Source organism: Micromonospora sp. U21, assembly GCF_018070045.1.
In the GTDB taxonomy this organism is placed as follows: Bacteria; Actinomycetota; Actinomycetes; order Mycobacteriales; family Micromonosporaceae; genus Micromonospora.
In genome coordinates this window covers 1-22,097 of the sequence record NZ_JAGPYK010000050.1, presented here as the reverse complement: position 1 = coordinate 22,097, position 22,097 = coordinate 1, and the positions used below count along the sequence as shown (strand labels likewise).

Genomic DNA, 22,097 nt, shown 5'->3' with positions numbered 1-22,097 from the left:
GCGAGTCCCGCCGCGGCCGGCAACCCCGACACAAGGTCCGGGTTGCCGGGCTGTCAGGTTCTGCCAGCAGGCCGAACCTGACAGCCCCGCCGACGGCGCGCCCGGACCGGCTAGCTTGAGGGCTCTCCTTATTTTCACGTTCCTTTGATCTGACGCCTCGCGCGACGGCATTGCGCCCACCAACCATGGTCGGCCGCCGCCGCCAGCCTCGGATCTGGCACGTACCAACCCCACACCTCTCGCCCCGCGCGACCAGGGTGCGGCTCCACCATCCCCTCAGGCGGCCACCAACCGGTGGTCGCCTCCTTGCTGTCCTACGGAGGACACCATGCGTCCCACCCAGCACCTGACAGACGGTGAGGTCCCAGCCGACCTCCATCACCCCACCCCGCCCCACCTCCTCCACAGCACCTTTGCGGCCGTCGGCGAACACACCGACGTGCACCCGGACCACGACACGGCCACCGTTCAAGTGGCTGCATGCGCCGGGTTGGTCGCGGGCACGCCCTCGGCTAGTACCGGCAGCCGGGCGGTGCGGCGATGACCGGCGGGAGTCCGGCGGATCAGGCCCGTGCTCTGCATGCCGAAACGACGGCCGCCATCGAGCAGCGGACGGCGCTGGCCGTCGAGGCCCGTTGCGCCCTCATCGCCGCGCTGCGCAGCAGGCTGATCTGTCGGCCTGGATGCGAGGACGCCCTCGCGACATGGGGCCTGGAACCGCTGCCGCAACGGTGGACCATCTCCGGCGAAGCGCAGCTGACGTACACGCGGTCACACACCGACCATGACGAGGCCCGCGAGCAAGCGCGCTGGGGTGTACCGGACGAACTGCGGCTACTGCAGCCGCCGATTGCCGTCTACCCGCAACACGTCATCGACGTGGCGCCCGCCCCCAACGGCGGCGACGAGCCGGGGCCGCAGCGGTACTGCATCACCGTGCAGGTCATGCTCCAGACCTGGGCCACAGCGGCCCGGGAGGCGGACGCGCGCGACGCCGCCCGCACAACGATGGACACCCATCTGCGGGCGCTGGCTCAGGCCGGTATCACCCTGACCAGGCTGACCTGGCCGACCGCCGACAGCCCTGACGAGGCCTCGCCGGATGACATCGACACCGATGCGCGACCCCTGGCCGGCGCGGTAAACCTGACCGACGTCGACCGCCTTGCCGCTGCGACGGCGGCGCGTGACACGGCCGTGAAGGCCCTCACCGACCTGCGGCGCAGCATCCGCGCCCGCGCGATCCGCGCCCTGGTCGACGACGAGTTCGGCGGCATCTATCAGCACGCGGCGCAGCGGGTCAACCAGTTCCTCGTCGACCTCGGCTTCGACCCCCTGCCTCAAGCACACCAGGTCACGGTGATCGCTGACCTCACGTTGCCGGTCGGCGACGGCACCGCCCGGGATGCCTGCGACGCGGCACGACACCGGATGCGCGCGGTCACCACGAGCAACCCGGACGAGGCACGGCCGTGGACCGCGTACGGCTGGACCATCCCCGAGAACGCCACCGTCGACCAGGACGGCTGGCGGATGCCGTGGCAGCACGAGTACGAGATGTGGCTACGCGGACACGACACACCCGCCGACGCCACCACCACGGCCGAAGCCCTCGTCCGCGCGGACCTGACCCGGGCACTGGCCGGAATAGACCACCACCTGGTCACGGTGAGCGCCAGCGTCGAGAGCCACGGCACCGATTTCCACCTGGACCCCGACACCGACTGACTCCTCTGCCGCCAAAGCTCTGCGTCCCTGAACAGGCGCCAACGGGTCCTACCGCCCACGGGCCGCCCTCGGTTGGCACCTCCCCGCGGACCGGCGCTGCGCGCGACGCCTGCCACGACTACGCCGACCCGCCGGCATTTTCACTCCTCTACCGACCCCATTCTGATGGGAGATCAACGTGTCGTTCCCCGAGAACAAACTGACGGTCCGATCCTCAGCCGACCTCGCGACCGCGGTGCCGTACCTCATCGGCTTCCATCCCGGCGACGGCAGCATCGTCGTGATCGCCTGCCGAGACCGGCGGATCGTGTTCGCCGCCCGAGGCGACCTGCCGGCCCCCGGAACCCCCGCACATCACCTGCGCGAGCTCACCGCTCACCTCGTCCCGGTCGTGCAGCGGCAGCAGCCGATCACCGACCTCATCATCGTCGGTTACGGCACCAAGGGACACATCGACCCGGCACTGCGTGTCATCGGGGATGCGTTCACCGCCACCGGCCTGGCCGTGCGGGAACTGCTGCGCGTCTACGAAACCCGCATCTTCAGCCTCACCTGCGACGATCCCGCCTGCTGCCCAGCACAGGGAACCCCCGTCGACCCCACCACCTCGCTCGTCGCCGTGCAAGCGACTGTCGCCGGGCTCGTCGCAAGACCGGACAGGGCGGCAGTAGCCAGCCGATTCACCACCGTCGACAACACCGGCGACAGCATCCGACACGCCACGACCGAGGCAACCGCCCGCATGGCGGCCGTGAAAACCGCCGGCAGCACCGCGGTGTACGAGGCCGGCGTCCACGCGGTCCGCGGCGCGCTACGACAGCACGACGACGGCACACGTCTCACCGACGACGAGGTGGCCTGGCTGACCGTGCTGCTGACACACCGGCCCGTGCGGGACCTCGCCGTCGACCTCACTCAACCGCACGACCAGCACGTCACCTTCTGGGCCGAGATCACCCGCCGGGCCGACCAAGCGCTCGTGCCGGCGCCCGCGACCGTACTCGCGTTCACCGCATGGCGCTGCGGTGACGGCGTCCTGGCCGTCATGGCCGCCGAGCGTGCCCTGCAAGTCGACCCCGACTACCAGCTCGCCGACCTGCTCCTGCAGGCCCTGCACGCCGGCCGGCCGCCCTCCGCCATCGAGCAGGCGACCTCCAGCACCCACCCCAACCCATCCATCCCGAACCCGAACACCCCCTCAGAACAGGAGTAGCCACGGTGGATCCCATTCGCAGCATCCTGCTGTCTCTCGCCCGTATCGCCGAAGAAGCCCGACTGCGTTTGCACGCCAATCGCGCCGCACTGCGCGCCCGCGGGGAAACGCCCACCCGCACGGAGGCGTTCTCCTACGACGTCCAGGCCACCCTGTGCCTGATCACCGCGATCACCGCGGCCGACCTTCCGGCGAACTTCCGCCTCTATGACACCACCCTGTCCCGAGACCCGCTCAAGGCCGCCGCACAGCTTCGCGAGGTCAGCTCCGCCTACGACCACAGTGGCCCGATCGAGGCCGCACACGAGGCGGCGCGCCTGGCCTACAAGGCGGCGTTCGCCGAGCCGCTCACCGCGCAGGAACAGCACTACGTCGACCTGCTGGTCGACCTGCCCGCCGCGCGACGCGACAAGATCTTCGAAGTGGCAGAGGAACGCGCCCGCTACCTGCCGGAATGAGCACCGGCGCACCTGCCTGCGACACCCCGATCGCCCTCCAACCCGAGGCGCAACAGCACGCCGCGCTCCCGCCCCGGCTGTGGCGGACCAGACCCGGTCGGCGCCTACCAGCGCGGGTCACGACGGGGGAGTGGGCCCACGACGACGCAACCTCCAACCCGGCAGGACCGTCCAGGTCATCGGCCGCTGCCGCGCGACCTTTGCGGGCGTAGGACGCGCCGGGCATGGGCAGCATCCCAGGAAAGGAATCCATGAGCCTGTACACCCTCACATCCAAACCCGGGTTCGAGCGGTACACCATCCAGATCGGCTGGAACCCCCACCGCACGTACGTCGCCACCGTTGTCGACTTCACCTGGGACCCGGTCACCGAAACCCACCACCAGCCCGACACCATCCAGCTCGGCCGGATCGAGACGATTCTCGACCCGGCCGAGGTGCTTATCGCCGTCGCACCCTACGCCGAGATACCAGCCGACCTACCCGCCAGACTCCGCGCCGACCAAGCCGCGCACCCGGTGCGCCGCTGACACCAACTCCCGTCGGCTGACGCCGCATCGCGCGCCAAAGGCGACAACCAACCCGCAGGCACGCCATCACGAGCACTGCTGACCGAACCGCCCCGATGACGCCTCCTCGGGGAGGTCGTCGTCATCACCGACGCCGTGAGCCTAAGCGGCACGAAACCCGCAACCCGGCCCGCCCCAAAGGCGGGCCGTCGTCGTATCAGGACCCGGGACGCGCCGCCTACGAAACGTCCGCGTCCCGGGTTCTCCACTGAAGGAGGAACCCAGTGTCCCTACCACTGATCATGATCGCCACCGCGATGGTGGCGCTCGCCCTGGGCAGGCTCACCGCCTGGCCGACGATTCACCGCCTCCGCACCCAGCTCGCCAACGCCACCTGGTCGATACTCCACGACCCGCTTACCGGCATGCTCAACCGCGCCGGCCTGCAGGCCGCGCACGCGACCCTCGCCATAACCGCCCCCGCGCAGCCGCTCATGGTCGCCCTGATCGACCTCGACGACTTCAAACGCGTTAACGACACCCATGGCCACGGCCGGGGAGACAAGCTCCTCGTCGAAATCGGCGAGCGCATCACTGACATCGCCGCTCTTCACGGAGGCGCCGCCGCGCGGCTCGCCGGCGACGAATATGCCGCGCTTCTGCCGGCCCGCACCGACGACCTGGACCGCATCGCCGACACCTTCGCCACGATCATCTCCCAGCCCGTCGCGCTTCCCGCAGACGGCAGCCTCGCCACGGTCACTATCACCGCCAGCGTGGGCCTGGCGCTCGTCGACACCAGCGACCCCTTCACCGAGGTGGCCCTGCACCGCGCCGACATCGCCATGTACCAGGCCAAGCGGAATGGCCGCGACCGTCACGCCATCTACCAGCCGGGCATGACCATGCCGCCCGCACAGCACCGCCGCGGAGCCCGCCTGCGCGACCGGCGCCAGCCGACTGACGGGACCACGGCATGACCGCCCCACACGAAGAGATGGCCTGCCAGACCTGCCTCTCCCCGCTCAACACCCTCGGCGTACCACCCACCTACGTACACCCGACCCACCTCGCCACCGACGGACACGAACCAGCGCCCGTCCCGGTTAGTCAGCTCGACACCGTGCGCCGAAACTGCGACTTCTGCGGCGACCCGTACCCGATCTGGACGCTGCAGGGCGGCGAGGTGACCGCCATTGCCATCGGCCCTACCGCAGGGCTGGTCCAAGACTTCGGCGACTCATGGGCAGCTTGCGCGGCCTGCCAAATCCATATCGACGAGGGTCGCACGGACAGGGTCATCGACCGTGCGGTACAGGCACTCGGCCTCGCCAACCATCCACAGGCACGAGAACGAATCGAGGAACTGCACCGGGCGTTCCTCAACGCCCGACTCCCCGGCCGAACGCTCATCACGACGACCGCCTGGCCGGCAACCATCATCACCGCCGCGGAGCTGCCCAAGGTCCGTGACCGGCTCACCCGCTTCTATCGAAGCCCCGACAACCTGCCCGCCACGCTCGGAATCACCGACGCACGTCCGCAGATAGCTGCCGGTCTCGAGCGATCACACCTGTACTGGATCGACAACGACTTCACCGACCTGGCCGAGCACGCCTCAGCGCAGCTTCCCGACGTACGCATCAGCCGCGACATCATCCCCTCCGCGGACGGAATGCTCATCTGGCCCCGGCCAGTCACAGGCCGGCAGCTCACTGCCGCATCCTGGACCGACACCATCGACGGCCGGCACGTCGTTCTCTACCGCACCGTCGGCGCGGGACTGCACGGCAAACCGCTGCAACGGCTACGCGAACAGGTCGGTTGGCTTGCCCCGACGAGCGCAGCCCACCTCCCCGAACAGCATTTGATACCCGTTGACCATCCGGCGGCAGCGCTGGTCGCGACGTGGCTGCTGATCGCACAGCAAACCGCAGAAGTCACCGCGGCAAGAGTTGACAAAGCCGTCGCCAAGACCTACGCCCGCACCAACCGACCCGTACCCGAGCTGCGCATCGTGCGCATCCGCGGCCGCTGCACCACCCCAGGGCCGGATGGGAAACCGACGCCAGGCAGTCAAGGACGCTCACAGGCCAGCCGGTTCTGGGTCTCCGGACACTGGCGCAACCAAGCCCACGGCCCCGGCCGATCGCTGCGCCGCCCCGTCTACATCCACCCCTTCCTCAGGGGGCCCGACGATGCGCCGATCAAGCTGAGCACCACCGTACGCATGCTCAGCAGCCCCCAGCCCAAACCCCAAGATCATAAGTAGATAGCGATGTCCGCGGTGGCGGAGTTCCGCCGTCTCACCACCGTGGTCGGAGGCTTCCTATCTGATGCGCTAGCAACGCTGTGGAGAGTGCTTTCCACACCGAAGAGGTCACTGATTCGATCCCAGTTTCGCTCAGGGTCGCGTGGCCCTCGGGTTCAGTGAAGTCGGCCCGGGACGTCTGAAACGCTCACCGCGGCACCGCATCTCCCGGACGGTAAGTTACGGACCATGAAGGTTCGTTCACTTGCTGCCGTCGTGACGGCAACGGTCCTCCTCACCGGTTGCGGCAACAGCGGTGATACACCACCCCAGGGTGCGGCCTCGCAGGCCAGTTCGGTCGTGCCGGCGGCGCCTACCGCGGGGACCCCGACCGACGCGCACAGTTCGCCAGCCCCGGCCGAGGAACAGGGCCCAGCCCGGCTCAAGATCGGCCAGGCATATACCGGTGCCGGCACGGCAGTAACCATCTACTCGGCCAAATTGGGTGGCCGCGCCGACTTTGAGCCCGACAAGGGCAAAGTGTGGGTACCGGCCGACGTGAAGATCTGCAACACCACTAAGGGCGAGAACCTGCCGACCCCCAGTTGGAGTTCCTGGCAGCTCAAGACCACCGACGACTACGAACTACAACCCGCCGACATCACTCCCAAACCGCGGCAGCCTGCCCTGCCTTACTCCGCCACAGTGTTGCTGAAAGACTGCGTTCGCGGCTGGCTAACCTTCGAGCTAGACAAGGGAAGCAAGATCAAGGAGATCCGCCTCGTCGAGGACCAGCTGTTCGGCCCAGGACCGGCCATCGCGATCTGGAGCTAAACGGGCACACCCTTTGCCAACAGCGCGGGTGACCACTTCCCTGGACCCAGTCGGCGCCCACGATGACGAGGAGGCAGAACTTGTCCTTGTCGAGGCGGACGGTGCGACCTCGGCGCGCTGCGATGGGAGTTCGCCCGCGTCGTGCAACTCGGGATGTCAGCGCACGGAGGGAGTGGGTCGGGCCCAGACACCGCGGACGGAGGTGACGTGCCCAGTCCGCCAGACGGCGGCTGATTCAGGGGCGGCTGCGGCCGCCGAAGGAGATGCCGCCGTGGACGTCACGCGCCTGCACCACCGACCCGCTGACGTCGCCGGAGACGGTGTTGGTCACATCGCCCTGGTCGGCCGCGACGATTGCCCAGACCTTCGCGAAGCGTGCACGGAAATCGGCATCGAACAAGGGATCACGGAGCGTCTCCTGTTCGAGGAGTGCGGCGAGGCGCTGAACCGTGTCCACCGTCGGGTGACGTAGCGCGACCTCCACAGTCTGCTCGGCTGTCTGCTCGTGACGGAATCGGTGCCGGAGGAACTCGGTCAGGCCGGACACGGCTGACCGGGCTCCCTGTGCGAGTTCTGTGGTCGTCCACGCGACCAGCGTCGTTGCCGCCGCGAGCATGAGCGGGTCGTCCACACCCCTCACCCCCTGAATGACCATCCGGGCCGGAGCTGGCACGGGTGACTGTAATCCAGCTCGCTCGATGTTACTATCCGCGCTCCGAGCGTGACGGACCCAGGGAGGTTGGCATGAGTGCACACCGGTGGGAGGCGGACCCGTCCGCCGAGCTCAGCCGCCGTTGGGGCAAGTCGTCGCACGAATTGGGCAACACCTCCGGGGACGGCAGCTGTCCCGACGTCTGGGAGTTGAGCAACGGCGATGTCGCGGTGATCGGGCAGGATCTCACCGAGACCTACCAGGACCGGCTCCCCGAAGGAGTCTCCGTCGACCCCGGCGAGCGGCTTATCATCATTCCCCGATCGACCATGATCGCGGCGAAGGTGGACATCCCTGATGCGTGACCTCCTGGGCGGAGACCCCGGCGAGCTGCTGGCCCTCGACGACTACTGGGCCGACTTCGAACAACGGTTCTGGAAGACCGGCCCGCCCGGCTTCTGGAAACTGGAACGGCAACAGACGTTCAGGGAGCCCCAGGACGAGGGCTGGCAGGCGTTCGCCGCCGGCCGATGGGACGAGTCGCTGCGGATTCTCGACGCGCGACGTCCCGAGTTCGCGGACTACTACCGGCGCATCGCCGACAGCGGGTTCGCCACGCGCCGGGTGCGGGTGGTGCAGGAGCCACTGATGCCCTACCTGCAGTGGGAGCTGCACGTGCTGCGGCTACGCCACGAGTACGGCGGGCTGACCCGAGTGGTGACGCCGGACCAGGTCGTCGCCGCGGAAGTGGATGGTTCGCTGCCGGAGATCTACACCCTCGGCACGGACATTATGTACGAGGCGGTCTACGACGCCGACGGCGTACTCGAGGCCGCGCGGCGCTGGCGGAACCCGGACGTGGTGACGCGGTGCCAGGAATTCATCGAGTCGCTCTACGACAACGGCGAGCCGCTGGACGAGTTCTTCGCCCGAGCGGTGGCACCACTGGAGCCTCCCCACACGGGCTGAGCGATGGCTGACGGCGGGGCGGAGCAACAACGACCGGAGCACGTCAACCGGTCGGAGCTGTCCGGCCCCGCCGACCTGGTACAGGCCCGCGACGTGTACGGCGGGGTGCACTTCCATTCCGGCGACCCCTCACGCGCCGACCTGCCTCCCCGTCAGCTCCCCGGTGACGTACGCGGCTTCGTCAACCGGGTCAAGGAGCTGCGCGCGCTGGACCGGCTACTCGGCGATGAGGCCGTCGACGCCACCCTCGTCGTCGTCACCGGCACCGCCGGCGTCGGCAAGACCGCTCTCGCGCTGCGCTGGGCGCACGCCGTGCGGCACCTGTTCCCGGATGGCCAGCTGTACGCCAACCTCCGTGGCTACGACCCCGGCCAGCCCAGTCAACCGGAGCAGGTGCTCGACCGCTTCCTGCGGGCGCTGGGCGTCCCCGCGTCCGCGATTCCCGCTGACCTCGACGACCGCGAGACGTTGTACCGCTCCCGACTGGCCGACCGGCGCGTCCTGGCGGTCCTGGACAACGCCGCCACGGTCCGGCAGGTGCGTCCACTGCTGCCGGGCACCGGCAGCTGCCTGGTGATCGTCACCAGCCGAAGCATGCTGTCGGGTCTGGTCAGCCGCGACGGCGGCCGGCGGCTGACTCTGCGCATGCTGGCCGACGAGGACGCGGTGACGCTGCTGCACGACGTGACCGCCGAGTACCGCACCGGCGACGACGCGGTCGACCTCGCCGAACTGGCGCGGTTGTGTGCCAGGCTGCCGCTGGCGCTGCGCATCGCTGCCGAACGGGCGGCGAGCCGGCCGTTCATGCCGCTCTCCGAGTTGATTCAGGACCTGCGCGACGAGTCGGCCCTGTGGGACGCCCTCACCGCAGAGGACGGCGAGGAGGCCGACGCCGTACGGTCGGTCTTCGCCTGGTCCTACCGGGCCCTGAACACATCGGCGGCCCGGCTGTTCCGGCTGCTCGGCTTGCATCCCGGCCCGGACCTCGGCGCCCCGGCTGCCGCCGCGCTCGCCGGCTCGCCGGTGTCACAGGTCCGGCAGCCGCTCGACGCGCTCGTCGGTGCACACCTGCTGGAACAGAGCGCACCCGGCCGCTACCAAATGCACGACCTATTACGCGCGTACGCGATGGACCAGGTCAGGCAGCTGGAGAGCGGCGAGGATCGCCAGGCGGCGCTGCGCCGCGTACTCACCTGGTATCTGCACTCGGCGGACGCCGCGCTGGCCCGCACACTCCCGTTCAGCCGGACACTGCCGTTGGCACCGCCGTCCGAGGTCACGCCGCTGAGCTTCGCTACCGCGGAAGAGGCGGACGCCTGGTTCACCGCCGAGCACGACAACCTCGTCGCCGCCACACGAGCCGCGGCCGAGGCAGCGCTGCCGCGGATCGCCTGGCACCTGGCTGTCCTGCTGCGCAACGTCTTCATGCACCGCAACGCCTTCGACGCGTGGTTCGCCACCGCGCGGATCGGCCTGTCCGCAGCGCGGTCGCTGGGCGACCGAGGCGCTGAGGCGGAGGCGCTGGAGAGCCTCGGTAAAGCCCACTTTCAGGCCCGCCAGCTCGCGGAGGCGGCGGAGCACCACCACGCCGCGCTGGCGATCCGGCGGGAGATCGGCGACGAGCACGGCACGGCGGTGTCCATCAACGCGCTGGGACTGCTGGCGCTGCGCCACCGCCGCCTGACCGACGCCCTCAGGCACTTCGGCGAGAGCCTCGGCATCTTCACCCTGCATCACGACCAACGCTGGCAGGCCCTGTTGCTGAGCAACCTTGCGGAGACCCGCTACGAACTGGGTGACCTCGCCGACGCCGTGACGCTGCTGGATCAGGCGCTCGCGGTGCAGCGGGACATCGACGACCGGGGGCAGGAGGGCAACTCGCTGTTCTTCCTCAGCATGACGCTGCGCGAACTCGGACGCACCGACGACGCTCTGGCCGCGATCGAGCGGGCGCTGGCCATCGCCGAACACGGCAGCCCGGTGTGGTCGGCGCACTGGCTGGCCGAGTACGCGCGCGTGCAGCGCGCCGCCGGCCGACCCGCCGAGGCGCTCGAGGCGACCCACCGGGCAGCCACAATCCAGCGCCAGCTGGGTGACCGCAGCCGGGAGGCGATGGCATTGGACGGGGCCGGCGAGGCGTACCGGGAGCTGGGGCAGCCGGAGCAGGCGATCGCCTTCCACCTGCGGGTGGCGGCGGTTCATCGGCAGCTCGGGGACGACTGGCAGCTCGCCCTGACGCTGGACCACCTGGCAACGGCGCTGATCGACGCCGGGCGCGCAGAGGAGGCACACCAGTGGTGGCGCGAAGCGGTCACGCTGCTGAGCAGCTTCCCGGACCCGCGCGCGGAACGACTGCGACGGCGCGTCGAGCTGGTGCTCGGGGACAGCGCTGCTTGACTCGACCACCGCGGAAGCGTTCGGCCTGCGGTGCGGTCACTGCTGAGTCAGTCCGACAGTGGCGGCCAAGCGGGCCACATCGGCCGGGGTGGGGCCGGCACGCAGGACGGCGGTCAGCGCGGCACGCGCTGCGGGGCGGATGCGCACCTCCGCGGGAGCGATCCCGTCGGCGGTGACCAGGGCGCGGCCGGCGGCGCGGGCATCGCCGAGGTCGAGGTGGGCACGGGTGACGTCGATCAGGTGAGCGGCCCGGTGCTCGGCAGGGAGCCGCTGCCAGACCTCGGCGCTGGTAGCGCGCCGGTGAATGGCGATGGCCCGATGGTGGTCTCCGACACTCAAGGCGGTTATGGCCCGGGCGAGTTCCACGGCCGTGGGGCCGAACCCGATGCCGTCGTCGTCACGATGGTGCTGATCGCCGTACACCGAGGCCAGGTGGGCCGCTCGTACGGTGAGGTCGGCCGCGGCGACATCTCCGCAGGCGGCCGCCGCGAGAGCCGCTTCGATCAGCAGCGTCCCGGTCAGAGCCACCTCCTCCGGCGGGCGTTCGCGCGACGGCGCCGGGTCGAGCTGGTGTACGGCGATGAGGGCGGCGGTCATCGCCAGCCGGCCCCGCCGCAGGGCCCGGAGTGCCTGGGCGAGGGAGATCGCCGCGAGGCCGACCCGGCGTGGGTCACCAGCGGCGGCGGTCATCGCCCGGTCGGCCGCCAGCCATGCCAGATTGGACTCGCCGAGCTTGACGAGCACCTGGGCGGCGAGCCGGTGCACCCGCACCAGCAGGTCGGCGGCGGACGCCTCCGCCGCCTGCGCGTGGCAAACCCGGCGGCTGTCGCCGAGCAGGTCGGGCACCATCCGCAACACCTGCAGATGGTGGCCGTTCCGGTACGCCGTCCACGCGTACCCCACCTGGTGGTCAAGGTCCCGCACCGACGACGGCGCCCTCGGGCCGTCGCTGCCGAAGCCGTGAACGTCGTGGCGAGCCAACGCCTCCCGCACCCGCTCCACGGCGCCGCCAACGTCGGTGGCCGGTTCCGGCCGCGTCTTTCCGCGAAGCAGGACGCTCGGGGCGACGCCCAGGGCGCGGGCGACCGCCTCGATCGCCGAGAGCCGGTCGAGGTTACGGACACCTCGCTCGACCTTGTCCACCCAACTCTTCGACTTGCCGACCCGGTCGGCGAAGACCTGCTGCGTCATGCCCCGGCGTGCCCGCAACTCGGCCACCCGCCGCCCGATCGGCAGGTCGTTACGGTGCCGCCGGCCCGGCCCTGTCACCACTCCCGCTCCGCCGGCCGCATGGCCTCGGTGGACTCCCCGCACCGTGGACACCACCGGGACTTCACCCGGAACGCCAGCAGCCCGAGCAGGAATCCCGGCACCAGACCACCAAACACGACCCATACGACCTCGGTAATCACGGAGTACTTCCCACCTCTCTGGCTGGGGATCACATCGGTGGTGCCCGATAAGCAGACTGGCGCATCATGTGATGCAAAGCAAGGACATGCCTATGATCAATACCTGCGTCTGCACGCGATGCGATGCACGCGAGCGGATGGATCTGGTGCAGAATCACGACATGCCTCGATTCACGCCAGCGACACCGCGCTCTCGGCGGCTCGGCCGAGAGCTACGCAAACTCCGCGAGACCAAGGGCCTGACCGGCGAGGAGACAGCGAAACTCGTCCGCTGCTCGTCGTCTCGGATCAGCCGGATCGAGTCGGGCGTAATCAAACCCCGCGCCGGCGATGTCATGGAGCTGTTGGTCACGTACGACGTCAGCCTCAACGAGGAGCCCGCCACGTCGCTGCTGCAACAGGCACGCGATCTGCGCGAGGACGGCTGGTGGCAGCGCCTCGGTGGCCGGTACGCGACGTACATCGCCTACGAGAGCGAGGCCGTCGAGCTCAAGAACTTCGAGCCGATGTTGGTGCCGGGACTGTTGCAGACCGAGCGCTACGCCCGCGAGGTCAACACCATCGGGCGCGAGTCCGATACGGACACGATCAACCAGCGGGTCGCCGCCAGGATGACCCGGCAGGAGGTGCTACACCGGCAGCCGACGCCGCTACGGATGCACGCCATCCTCTCCGAGGCTGCCGTGCGGACGGAGGTCGGCGGCCCGGAAATCCTGCGCGAGCAACTCGACCACCTGGCCACGCTGAGCCGAATGCCCAACGTCACGATCCAGGTCCTTCGGTTCGAGGCCGGCGCTCACCTGGCAATCACCAGCGGCTTTGCCCTGCTCGCCTTCGAGCAAGATGAGCCGCCGCTGGGTTATATCGAGACCCTGGCCGGCGAACTGTTCCTCGAATCGAGCCGCGACCTGGCGCGACTCTCGGCCGCGTACGACAATCTGAGGACGCTGGCACGGTCGCCGGCCGAGTCCGCAAAGTTAATCAAGGAGCTGAGCAAGCATGGAGCGTAACGCCTGGCGTAAGTCGAGCCGTTCGGGCAATAACGGCCAGTGCGTCGAGGTGCGCGACCGAGGCGTTCAGGTCGACGTACGCGACTCCAAAGCTCCGGCTGCCGGGATGCTGAGCTTCGAGCTGGCGGCCTGGGGCGCGTTCGTCAACGGCATCAAGACGGACGGCAGCCGGAGCTGAGGCAATGCACCACGGGCGTCGCAGATTGGATGATTCGGGTTGCTACAGATGCGGCCACCCGATACCCGGTGCCTACACTCGCGCCCCCGTAGCTCAGGGATAGAGCATCGGTTTCCTAAACCGACGCTCCGTTGGTGTCAGCAGGCTGATGACCTGCGGCTTTTGGTTTTCTGCCAGCGTATGCCGGTCGCAACGGGGCCTTGCTGTGATCGCTTGCTAAAGATCAGCTAACGGACGTCTCGTAACCCCGACGTCTGTCTGCTGAGGACGATCATCGAGGATATCTGGGTGCAGGTGATCTCCGCAGCCCGGCCCGAGTGGATCTTCCCGTTCACCGGGTTGCAGCCGGCTCAGTTCCGCAGGCTGGTCCGCTTGGTCGCCGAGCGAGGCGGGGACACGATCGCCGATGGCCGGCCGGGCCGGCAGTGGGTCCTCGACCTGCCGGATCGGGTGCTGCTGGTCGCCGCGTACTGGCGCACCAACCTGACCATGCGTCAGATCGGCCCGCTGTTCGGGGTGTCGCACTCGGCCGCGCACCGGGTCATCGACACCCTCGGACCGCTGCTGGCCCTCGCCCCGGCCCGTCGGCGCCCGGTCGACCAGATCGCCATCGTCGACGGCACCCTGATCCCGACCCGGGACCACCGCCTCGCTGCCCCGAGCAAGAACTACCGCTACTCCACGAACCTGCAGGTCGCCATCGACGCCAGCACCAGACTGGTCATCGCCCTCGGCGATCCGCAGCCAGGCAACCGCAACGACTGTGAGGATGATCGTGTGCCGCCCCGGCCCCTGGTCTGACCCGCGCAACGATCGGCCTTCCAGCGCCTTGATGGTGATCTGTCGGCCTACGGGCCGGGGCGGTGCATGCTGTCGCCGAACCGGCGGGGCGTGTCCCGATAGGGGCCTTGCCGCTAACAGGGCACCATCACAGTCCTGACCGCCCCAACCGGCCCGGCGACGGCCATCCGCCCTCGAAGCCGTCAAGGAGCCGAACGACCGTGCTCAGCATCCCCCAGCCGGCCACCGCCGGCCACACCGGGACATCCGCCGCTGACCTGGAGATCGTTCTTGGGGTCGATACCCACAAGGACACCCACGTCGCCGCCGTGGTCACCAATCTCGGTGTCCTGATAGCAACAGCGGCGTTCCCTGCCACAGCGGCCGGATATCGGCAGCTGCTCGTATGGGCTCGGGACGTCGGCCCCGTGCGGCGGGCGGGGGTGGAAGGCAGCGGCTCCTACGGCGCAGCACTGACGCGCTACCTGCACGCTGAGAATGTCCAGGTGATCGACGTCAACAGTCCCGACCGAGCCACCCGGCGCCGGCGCGGAAAAACCGACACACTCGACGCCGAAGCCGCCGCTCGGGCGGTCATCTCCGGCCGCGCCACGACCCAGGCGAAGACCGGCGACGGTCACGTCGAGGCGATCCGCCTGTTCAAGCTGGCGAAGGACTCCGCAACCAAGGCCCGCACCCAGGCCATCAACCAGCTCCGCGCGGTCCTGGTCAACGCCGACCCGCTGCTGCGGGAGTCCATGGTCGGACTAACTCCAGCGATGCTCGTACGCTCCTGCGCCGACCTGACAGACGACCCCACCACCGGCCCCGCAGCCCACGCCGCGATGCACACCCTGCGCCTGCTGGCCGGGCGCATCCAGCAACTCACCCGCGAGATCCGGGACCTCCAGAAACGCATCACCAAAGCCGTCGCCACCTACGCGCCCGCGCTGCTGCAACGTCCCGGCGTCGCCGGTGACACCGCCGCCGCCCTGCTCATCGCCGCCGGCGACAACCCGCACCGACTGACCAGCGAGGCATCCTACGCGGCGTTATGCGGTACCAGCCCGGTCGAAGCGTCGTCGGGAAAGTCCCAGCGTCTACGCCTCAACCGCGGTGGTGATCGCCAAGCCAACGCCGCTCTCTACCGAATCGTCGTCACACGCCTCCGATGCGACAAACGAACCCGCGAATACGTCGACCGCCGCGTCACCGGGGGCAAGACGAAGCGGGAGGCCATGCGCTGCCTCAAGCGCTACATCGCACGCGAGATTTACCAGATCATCACAGCAGCCCAACCGCAGGTGAGGACAACCCCAGGAACCACACCTTGACAAACATAGGGGCATCACGATCGTCTACCGCACCTCCGGGATCGACCAGAAGCTGGCGGGACGGCCGGTCATGGCCGACGGCGGCTACCGCGGCAACCCGGAGGTCATCATCCCGTACCGCAAGAACCGCCTCGGCAGCCCGCTACCGGCGTGGAAGGAAGACCTCAACGCTCAGCACCGTTGACGACGTGGACCACCCCGGGGGCCGTTTCGGATCATGCCCCGCGCGTCGCTGTCGCCAGCCGTCCGGGCAGGTCAGGGCGGGTATGCGGCGGCATGTCGGAAAAGACCTGTTGGCTCGTGCGGCGTGCCGTCGGGGCGACAGGGTAAGCGCGCGGCGTAGTCCATGCGACAGGAGGGACATGATGCCGGAAACCCTCGCGGTCAGGCGGGTCGACATCGGCGACGCCGTGGCCGACATGTGGAGATCGGTGCTGCTGTTCATACCGAGGGCCATCGCCTTCATCGCGATCCTCGTGGTCGGATGGCTCATCGCGAGAGCCGTCCTCAAGATCGTGGACAAGGTGCTGGAACGGGTGAACTTCGACCGGGCGGTCGAACGAGGCGGGATCAAGCGCGCGTTGGAACGCACGAAGTATGACGCCAGCGACATCCTCGCCAAGCTGGCGTACTACACGGTGCTGCTGTTCACCCTGCAGTTCGCCTTCGGGGTCTGGGGACCCAACGCGATCAGTGACCTGATCAGCGGCGTCGTCGCCTGGCTGCCGCGCGCCTTCGTGGCGATCGTCATCGTGGTCGTGGCCGCCGCCATCGCCAACGCCGTCCGGGACCTGGTCACCGGGGCGCTGGGCGGGCTCGCGTACGCCAGGATCCTGGCCGACCTGGCGGCGGTCTTCATCCTCGCGCTGGGTGTGATCGCCGCGCTGAACCAGGTGGGCATCGCCACCACGGTGACCACGCCGGTGCTGATCGCGGTGCTCGCCACGGTGGCAGGCATCCTGATCGTCGGCGTCGGCGGTGGTCTGGTGAAGCCGATGCAGAGCCGCTGGGACCGCTGGCTGCACCGGATGGCCGAGGAGTCCCGGGCCGTGCAGGAGCACCGGCGGGCCCAGGCGGCGGGTCAGAGCGACGTCGACCGGCAGATGGCCGACCGGGCCGGCGCCGAGCGGGCCCGGCGGGAGCAGGAGGCCGCGAGCATGGCCGGCGGGCGCGGCACGCACCAGTCAGGGAACGTGGGCGACGAGACCCAACGTCGCTGACCTGTGGATCGGGAGGGGCGTCCGCGCTCGCGGGCACCCCTCCGAACGAGCGCCGTCGTGCCGTCAACTCGCCCGGCTCATTCATCCATCCGGGTTGCGCCTGTACCAGTAGGCCATCGGTACGGCCGTGTCCGACGGCACTGCGCCCCTGGCGGCGAACCTGGGAGAATGACCGTCACGACGGCATCCTTGCGGCGTCGCCGGGCATCGGTCGGACCGATAGCCGCAGCGGCAGTCAGACTTCTTGGCGCCCGACCGGTCTTGGGTGTCCTGGCCGTATAGCGAACGAACCTGCTGTTCATGACTTGCACGAGTCGTCCTGCTCTCGTGTTTCACGGGCTGCCTATCGTCAGGGTCCGACCAGCATTCACTGGTCGCACCGGGACGTCGGGCAGGCTTCGGCGCGAGGCACGGAGGCTTCACCGGACTCGCTCGTGATCGGGCCCGAGCATTGTCCGCGCACTCCCGGCAGCGCATCGTGGGCGAAGTGACACGACCGTGTCGAATGCCGCGAACAGCCCCTTACCGCCGCTCCGGCGTCTTCACGATGAGAAGAAAGTTGGAGTCGAGAGTCAGAGGGGTGGTGCGGCATGAGGCGTCGACGTAGCAGAAGAGTGCCGCTGATGCAGGCGGCGGCGATGTCCCTGGCGGCGGTGGTGGCGGCGGTGGCCGTCGTACGAGCCAGCCGTCGCCGCTCGATGGGTGACACGACGGCTAGTGATCTTCCTACTCTGCGGGACAGCGCGTTTGCCGATGTGGGCATGGACGCGTCGCCGCTCACCGGCGCCGCGGCCGGCCGGAACAAGGAAACGGCGTCATCGGCAGGCGCAGCGCCGTGAGGACGGCGAGCGCCGCCGCGCAAGCGTTCAGGCACGGCGCCAGCTGGGCGTGACGAGGCGAAGCCCGCTGGGCGGCATCCGGTTACAGCGCGTTGGCTAGCGACCGGACCGCACCCATGAGGACGTCGAGAAGACACGGGCTGAATTGGGTGCCACGGTGCAGGCCCTAGTGCGCCGGGGAGGGGGCCTCGGGGGGACGGCCGGCGGCGTGGCGGGCGTCGGCGAGGGCGACGGCGAGCAGGACGAGCGCGGCCACGACCGCAGCGGCTAGCGGCGGGGCGAAATACAGGGGGACGGCGGCGACCGCAAGGGCGGCGATGGCGACGACGCGGCGGATGGAGAGCCGGTCGAACACGACGCGTTCCAGACGGATACGGCCGTAGAGGAACAGTGCCGGACCGCCGAGGATCGCGACGAGCCACGCCGGCTCCGGCGAGCCGTCCGGGTGCTTCAGTACAATCTCGAAGCCGACGGCGGCGGCGACGATGCCCATCACCATGACGAAGTGGGCAGTGCCGGTGGCGCGGCCGGCGGCGTCCCTGTCCGCTGCCGCGGCGGCGGCTTCGGCGAGGACTTGGCCGGAGCGGTAGAAGTAGATGCGCCACATCAGCACCGTCGACAGGAACGCCACCACCAGCCCCGCGGCGGTCGCCGCAGTGACCGGCTGGTTGGTCAGCGTGGTGCCGACGGCGAGCACGGTTTCCCCGAGGGCGATCATCAGGAACTGCTGGTAGCGCTCGGGCAGGTGGTGGCGGCTGTCCGTGGCCCACGCACTGACCGGCGCCCCGGCCATCCCCGGTACCGGCCAGCGCAGCTGCGCGGCGACGATGTCAACGGTCACGGCGGCCCCCCACAGGGCGGCCCGGGCGCCGCCACTGACGGCCGCGCCGGCGAACCAGATCACCGCCGAGGCCGCGAACCACAGCACCGACCGGAGGTAAAGCTGCCGCAGGGGATGTCCGCGCAGCGCAGGCATCAGGATGAGCGGCCGGCCGCACTGCAGGATCACATACGGCAGCACGAAAGCCCACCCGCGGCCGACGAACGCGTACGGCAGCGAGGACGACATGACCAGCAGCCCGAAGGCACTGGCCAGCACGATCCACTGGATCTTGCCGCGGCGGGGGTCAAACCAACTGGTGATGTGCGCGGTCGTGATCCACAACCAGATCAGCGGCAGCGACAGCACCAGCAGGAAGGCCATCGCCCGCCACCGGACCACAACGTCTTCGCTGACGATGTCCCGCGCGACCCGGCTGACCACCCCGGCCAGGGCGAACACCAACACCAGGTCGACGAACAGTTCCAGGAAGTTGGCCTGCCGCACGTCCTCGCGCCGTTGCAACAGGTCCTGACCCTGTCCACCGCCTTCCCGATCCCCCATACCGCTCATACTCGCCGGACACAACCCCGGCTCACCGGGGGTTGGACGTCGTATACCCGGAGGGAAGGCACCCCACCGGTGACCGCCGACGACAGCAGGCTGGGTTATCGTCGCCGAGCTGAGCGGCACCTCGGGTCAGGCCCAGACACCGTTCGGCGCGCTGCCCGGGCAGCAGGTGACCCACACCGTCACGATCGCCGGTAGGCACTGCTCGCAGACGCCGTGGGTGCGGGCGGCGGTCAGGTCATGGGTCGAGCCGGGCAGGACGGGTGAGGCCCACATCAGTCGTCCGGCGGCGTCGGCCAGGAGCTGCACGTTCACGCCGTGGCGCTTGTGCTTGCCCGAGTAGTAGGGCCGCTGGTCGGCGACCCGGTCGATCGGGATCAGCGTGCCGTCGAGGATCGCGTAGGCCAGCCGGGCGGCTCGGCGCATCGCTGCCGCGAGGTCTGCGGCGTGGGTGGCGAGCAGGTCGACTGCTTCCCGCAGCCAGCGCCATACCGTCGTCACCGACACCCCGAACCCGGCGGCTAGGCGGGTGAGGGTGTCACCGTTGCGCAGGTGGGCCAGGGCCATCAACGCCTGCTGCTGCGCGGGCAGCCGGCGCCAGCAGGCGCCCAGCGTGCGGCGACGGGTGCGGATCAGGTCGGTCAAGCGGGTCAGGCTGCGCGTGGACAGCGGGATCCTCACAGGCAGGATAGGTCAGCAGCGAAGCTCCCATGCTGGGCGGTCGTTCTTGGTCGACTGCTGTCCTACCGGGAGCTTCGATCTGGAGCACCGACACGCCACCGTCGCGCGCCCGATCACCAGCCCTTGATCACGATGAAAAGGGCCCAATGACAATTTTCTGCAATACCCGGCGAAGAACGTTGGATATGGTCCGTATCGGACGAAGTCATCTCGCAGTGGCGAGCTTGGTGCAGCGAAGGGCACAACCAGGCGATGGGCAACAAGCGGCTGGGAGACAAGCGCGCGCGACGGCTTTCCGCTGTCGCGGCTCTCCCAGCGGCCTGCCTTCCGCAACTGCCTACGGACTTTGATCTTCGTCGGGGCTGCCGGAGCGGCCTGGTTGATCGGATCGTCTGCCGCCAGTGCTGACGAGGGCGTCGGCCCGGCCATCGACGTACCGGGGCGTCCGAAGCCGGAATCGAGCTTCGGGAAGCACATCGTCGGCCTACTCGATGGGCCGCTCCTGCAGCCGCGTGAAGCTCAGCGCGGCGAAGCCGCCAACCCAGAAGGCGGGAACCCAGCCGCGGCGCGCAACGCTGACGGCGATCCCGACCTCATCGAACCGATCCGTCACGGAAGGCACTCTCAAGGTGCAGAGTACCGGCACGCGTCCGAAGGTTGTCGTCACCGGTGGTGCTCGAGGCGTGGTCGGTCATGCCGGCACGCGTCTGCTCACCGACCTTGCCGATAAGACTGGCCTGACCAGGAGTTTCCTTCAAGCATTGGGACTGGGCCGGGTGCGTCGTTCGGCGCTCGTGGTCACCTCGCCGCCGTACGGGCCGACCGTCCACGGCCTCGTTCGGCCCGGCGAGCACGGGGTCGTCAAGTACGACGACCGGTACAACGACGGCGAGGACAAGGGCAACCTCGCCTACCGCGACCTGACCGGTCTCGCCGACGGGTTCGCCCAGATCCTGGCCGGCTGCGCCACCCTGCTGCGACCCGGCGGGATCGTCGTGGTCACCGCCAGGCCGTGGCGCAAGCGCGGCGCACTGGTCGACCTGCCCAGCGCCGTCATCGCCGCAGGCCTTCGCGCCGGACTCGTGCCGACCGAGCGGTGCGTCGCCCTCCTCGCCGCCGTCCGCGACGGGCAACTCGTCGCCCGCCCGTCGTTCTTCCAACTCCAGCAAGTCCGCAAGGCCCGCTCGTCCGGGGTGCCGATGCACCTCATCGCGCACGAGGACGTCCTGATCCTGGCCAAGGCACTGACCGACTCAGGTTCAGGAAGCCCGAAGGAAACCCCCGGGGGAGGGGTGGTCGCGTGAGTGCGCCTGCCGACCGCTACGCGAATCTCAGGGCTGGAGCGCAGAGCTGCTGCCCTCTGCGGTTGGCCGTGCGCGGTGAGATTTCGACGTTCGACGCGGCGGAGGTGCGTGATTGACCACCGACCCGCACCGCGCATCGGATCTTTGTGTACCGGCTACGGCGGCCTCGACATGGCCGTCGAGCTGGTGCTCGGCGGACAGCTCACCCGGTACGCCGAAACCGACCGGCACGCCCGCACCGTCTGCGAGCACCACTGGCCCGGCGTGCCCAACCTTGGCGACATCCGCGCCGTCGACTGGACTTGCGTCGAGCCCGTCGACGTCCTCACCGCCGGGTTTCCGTGTCAGGACATCTCCAACGCCGGCAAGCGCGCCGGTATCACCGGAGAGCACTCCAGCCTGTGGAGTGCCGTCGCCGACGCCGTTCGCGTCCTTCGACCGCCGCTCGTGTTCGTGGAGAACGTCGCCGCCCTCCTGCGGCGAGGCTTCGACGTCGTCGAAGCCGACCTGGCCGCGATCGGGTACGACACGAACTGGACGTGCCTACGCGCGTCCGACATCGGCGCCGCCCGCCGCCGCGACTGGCTGTTCCTGCTGGCCGCACCCACCGGACGGCTGGGCGGGGGTGAGGACGCTGCCGACACCGTGCGCCCGTGACGGCAAGGGACCCGGCCACCAGCACGGGCTGCCCGACCTCATCGAACCGTCAGGCTCCACCCACGGCCTCCTGCTCACCTCCACCGCGGGGCGCATCGCTCCCGCCGGTCACCACGGGCATACGCGGACCGACACCGCACGGCTGCTGCCCACCCCTAGACGAGTTGTTCCGAATTCCGGTCAGTGGTCGTAGGCGATCAGTGATCGGGTGACGGGTGCGCTGGTCTTGTTGTTGTGCCAGATCGCGGCGGTCATGGCCAGGAGGCGTTGAGCCACGCGTA

At 69.3% G+C, this 22,097-nt stretch carries 21 protein-coding genes and 5 pseudogenes; 20 read left to right on the top strand and 6 right to left on the bottom strand.

Going from position 1 to position 22,097, the window contains the following annotated elements; translation table 11 throughout:
* Positions 1 to 540 precede the first annotated feature (540 nt).
* The 7 genes from KBX63_RS33195 to KBX63_RS33165 all read left to right on the top strand — a co-directional run bounded on the left by KBX63_RS33195 (position 541) and on the right by KBX63_RS33165 (position 6,993).
* On the top strand, positions 541 to 1,728 hold the full coding sequence (locus tag KBX63_RS33195) for a hypothetical protein (RefSeq protein ID WP_210918238.1): 1,188 nt from the start codon (positions 541 to 543) through the stop codon (positions 1,726 to 1,728).
* A 178-nt stretch (positions 1,729 to 1,906) separates the two neighbouring features.
* Positions 1,907 to 2,941: a DUF4192 domain-containing protein gene (locus KBX63_RS33190; RefSeq protein ID WP_210918236.1), complete on the top strand. Its 1,035-nt coding sequence runs from the start codon at positions 1,907 to 1,909 to the stop codon at positions 2,939 to 2,941.
* A 5-nt stretch (positions 2,942 to 2,946) separates the two neighbouring features.
* Complete coding sequence (locus tag KBX63_RS33185) at positions 2,947 to 3,399, top strand: hypothetical protein (RefSeq protein WP_210918234.1); 453 nt, start codon at positions 2,947 to 2,949, stop codon at positions 3,397 to 3,399.
* A 251-nt stretch (positions 3,400 to 3,650) separates the two neighbouring features.
* Complete coding sequence (locus tag KBX63_RS33180; RefSeq protein WP_210918231.1) at positions 3,651 to 3,929, top strand: hypothetical protein; 279 nt, start codon at positions 3,651 to 3,653, stop codon at positions 3,927 to 3,929.
* Between the two features lie 263 nt (positions 3,930 to 4,192).
* On the top strand, positions 4,193 to 4,888 hold the full coding sequence (locus KBX63_RS33175) for a GGDEF domain-containing protein (RefSeq protein WP_210918229.1): 696 nt from the start codon (positions 4,193 to 4,195) through the stop codon (positions 4,886 to 4,888).
* Positions 4,885 to 6,180 (top strand): hypothetical protein, encoded by a 1,296-nt coding sequence (locus KBX63_RS33170; protein WP_210918226.1) that lies wholly within the window; start codon positions 4,885 to 4,887, stop codon positions 6,178 to 6,180. The genes KBX63_RS33175 and KBX63_RS33170 overlap by 4 nt, the downstream gene beginning before the upstream one ends.
* A gap of 228 nt (positions 6,181 to 6,408) precedes the next feature.
* The gene (locus KBX63_RS33165) at positions 6,409 to 6,993 is read left to right on the top strand and encodes a hypothetical protein (protein ID WP_210918223.1); all 585 of its coding nucleotides are present in this window, start codon (positions 6,409 to 6,411) and stop codon (positions 6,991 to 6,993) included.
* Between the two features lie 235 nt (positions 6,994 to 7,228).
* On the opposite strand, the gene KBX63_RS33160 is transcribed toward KBX63_RS33165, so the two are convergent.
* A complete protein-coding gene (locus KBX63_RS33160; RefSeq protein WP_210918222.1) occupies positions 7,229 to 7,624 on the bottom strand; it encodes a hypothetical protein in 396 nt (131 codons plus the stop codon).
* Between the two features lie 113 nt (positions 7,625 to 7,737).
* Here KBX63_RS33160 and KBX63_RS33155 point away from each other — a divergent pair, with 113 nt between their 5' ends.
* The 3 genes from KBX63_RS33155 to KBX63_RS33145 are packed head-to-tail and all read left to right on the top strand — an operon-like array spanning position 7,738 to position 11,011.
* The gene (locus KBX63_RS33155) at positions 7,738 to 8,010 is read left to right on the top strand and encodes a hypothetical protein (RefSeq protein WP_210918221.1); all 273 of its coding nucleotides are present in this window, start codon (positions 7,738 to 7,740) and stop codon (positions 8,008 to 8,010) included.
* Positions 8,003 to 8,614, top strand: a complete 612-nt coding sequence (locus KBX63_RS33150; protein ID WP_210918220.1) for a DUF6879 family protein — start codon at positions 8,003 to 8,005, stop codon at positions 8,612 to 8,614. Before KBX63_RS33155 ends, KBX63_RS33150 begins: the two co-directional genes overlap by 8 nt.
* A 3-nt stretch (positions 8,615 to 8,617) precedes the next feature.
* Complete coding sequence (locus KBX63_RS33145; protein ID WP_210918219.1) at positions 8,618 to 11,011, top strand: tetratricopeptide repeat protein; 2,394 nt, start codon at positions 8,618 to 8,620, stop codon at positions 11,009 to 11,011.
* 36 nt (positions 11,012 to 11,047) lie between these two features.
* Here KBX63_RS33145 and KBX63_RS33140 read toward each other — a convergent pair whose 3' ends face one another.
* Positions 11,048 to 12,280: a helix-turn-helix domain-containing protein gene (locus KBX63_RS33140; protein WP_210918261.1), complete on the bottom strand. Its 1,233-nt coding sequence runs from the start codon at positions 12,278 to 12,280 to the stop codon at positions 11,048 to 11,050.
* On the bottom strand, positions 12,277 to 12,423 hold the full coding sequence (locus tag KBX63_RS33135) for a hypothetical protein (RefSeq protein ID WP_247663847.1): 147 nt from the start codon (positions 12,421 to 12,423) through the stop codon (positions 12,277 to 12,279). Before KBX63_RS33135 ends, KBX63_RS33140 begins: the two co-directional genes overlap by 4 nt.
* Positions 12,424 to 12,560: 137 nt before the next feature.
* On the opposite strand from KBX63_RS33135, the gene KBX63_RS33130 reads away from it, so the two are divergent.
* The 7 genes and pseudogenes from KBX63_RS33130 to KBX63_RS33100 all read left to right on the top strand — a co-directional run bounded on the left by KBX63_RS33130 (position 12,561) and on the right by KBX63_RS33100 (position 17,784).
* Positions 12,561 to 13,433: a DUF5753 domain-containing protein gene (locus KBX63_RS33130; protein ID WP_210918215.1), complete on the top strand. Its 873-nt coding sequence runs from the start codon at positions 12,561 to 12,563 to the stop codon at positions 13,431 to 13,433.
* Positions 13,423 to 13,611, top strand: coding sequence for a DUF397 domain-containing protein (locus KBX63_RS33125; RefSeq protein WP_210918213.1), 189 nt, complete (start codon positions 13,423 to 13,425; stop codon positions 13,609 to 13,611). The genes KBX63_RS33130 and KBX63_RS33125 overlap by 11 nt, the downstream gene beginning before the upstream one ends.
* 288 nt (positions 13,612 to 13,899) lie before the next feature.
* A pseudogene (locus KBX63_RS33120) lies at positions 13,900 to 14,376 on the top strand (transposase family protein); the annotation flags it as partial.
* A gap of 236 nt (positions 14,377 to 14,612) precedes the next feature.
* Complete coding sequence (locus KBX63_RS33115; RefSeq protein WP_307871930.1) at positions 14,613 to 15,725, top strand: IS110 family transposase; 1,113 nt, start codon at positions 14,613 to 14,615, stop codon at positions 15,723 to 15,725.
* A gap of 16 nt (positions 15,726 to 15,741) precedes the next feature.
* Positions 15,742 to 15,906: pseudogene (locus KBX63_RS33110) on the top strand (IS5/IS1182 family transposase); the annotation flags it as partial.
* 184 nt (positions 15,907 to 16,090) lie between these two features.
* Positions 16,091 to 16,945 (top strand): hypothetical protein, encoded by an 855-nt coding sequence (locus KBX63_RS33105; RefSeq protein WP_210918211.1) that lies wholly within the window; start codon positions 16,091 to 16,093, stop codon positions 16,943 to 16,945.
* A 590-nt stretch (positions 16,946 to 17,535) separates the two neighbouring features.
* On the top strand, positions 17,536 to 17,784 hold the full coding sequence (locus KBX63_RS33100; protein ID WP_210918208.1) for a hypothetical protein: 249 nt from the start codon (positions 17,536 to 17,538) through the stop codon (positions 17,782 to 17,784).
* Between the two features lie 166 nt (positions 17,785 to 17,950).
* Here the strand turns inward: KBX63_RS33100 and KBX63_RS33095 are convergent, their stop codons facing one another.
* The 3 genes and pseudogenes from KBX63_RS33095 to KBX63_RS36160 all read right to left on the bottom strand — a co-directional run bounded on the left by KBX63_RS33095 (position 17,951) and on the right by KBX63_RS36160 (position 20,468).
* Complete coding sequence (locus tag KBX63_RS33095) at positions 17,951 to 19,168, bottom strand: low temperature requirement protein A (protein WP_210918206.1); 1,218 nt, start codon at positions 19,166 to 19,168, stop codon at positions 17,951 to 17,953.
* Between the two features lie 189 nt (positions 19,169 to 19,357).
* Positions 19,358 to 19,864: pseudogene (locus KBX63_RS33090) on the bottom strand (transposase family protein); the annotation flags it as partial.
* A gap of 475 nt (positions 19,865 to 20,339) precedes the next feature.
* Entirely contained in the window at positions 20,340 to 20,468 is a 129-nt protein-coding gene (locus tag KBX63_RS36160; RefSeq protein ID WP_256443230.1) for a hypothetical protein, read from the bottom strand.
* Here KBX63_RS36160 and KBX63_RS35770 point away from each other — a divergent pair.
* The 3 genes and pseudogenes from KBX63_RS35770 to KBX63_RS33080 form a co-directional block, all read left to right on the top strand.
* Positions 20,440 to 20,643, top strand: a pseudogene (locus KBX63_RS35770) (hypothetical protein); the annotation flags it as partial. The gene KBX63_RS36160 and the pseudogene KBX63_RS35770 overlap by 29 nt on opposite strands.
* A pseudogene (locus KBX63_RS33085) lies at positions 20,644 to 21,159 on the top strand (site-specific DNA-methyltransferase); the annotation flags it as partial.
* A 75-nt stretch (positions 21,160 to 21,234) separates the two neighbouring features.
* Entirely contained in the window at positions 21,235 to 21,816 is a 582-nt protein-coding gene (locus tag KBX63_RS33080) for a DNA cytosine methyltransferase (RefSeq protein ID WP_307871929.1), read from the top strand.
* Positions 21,817 to 22,097: the final 281 nt, after the last annotated feature.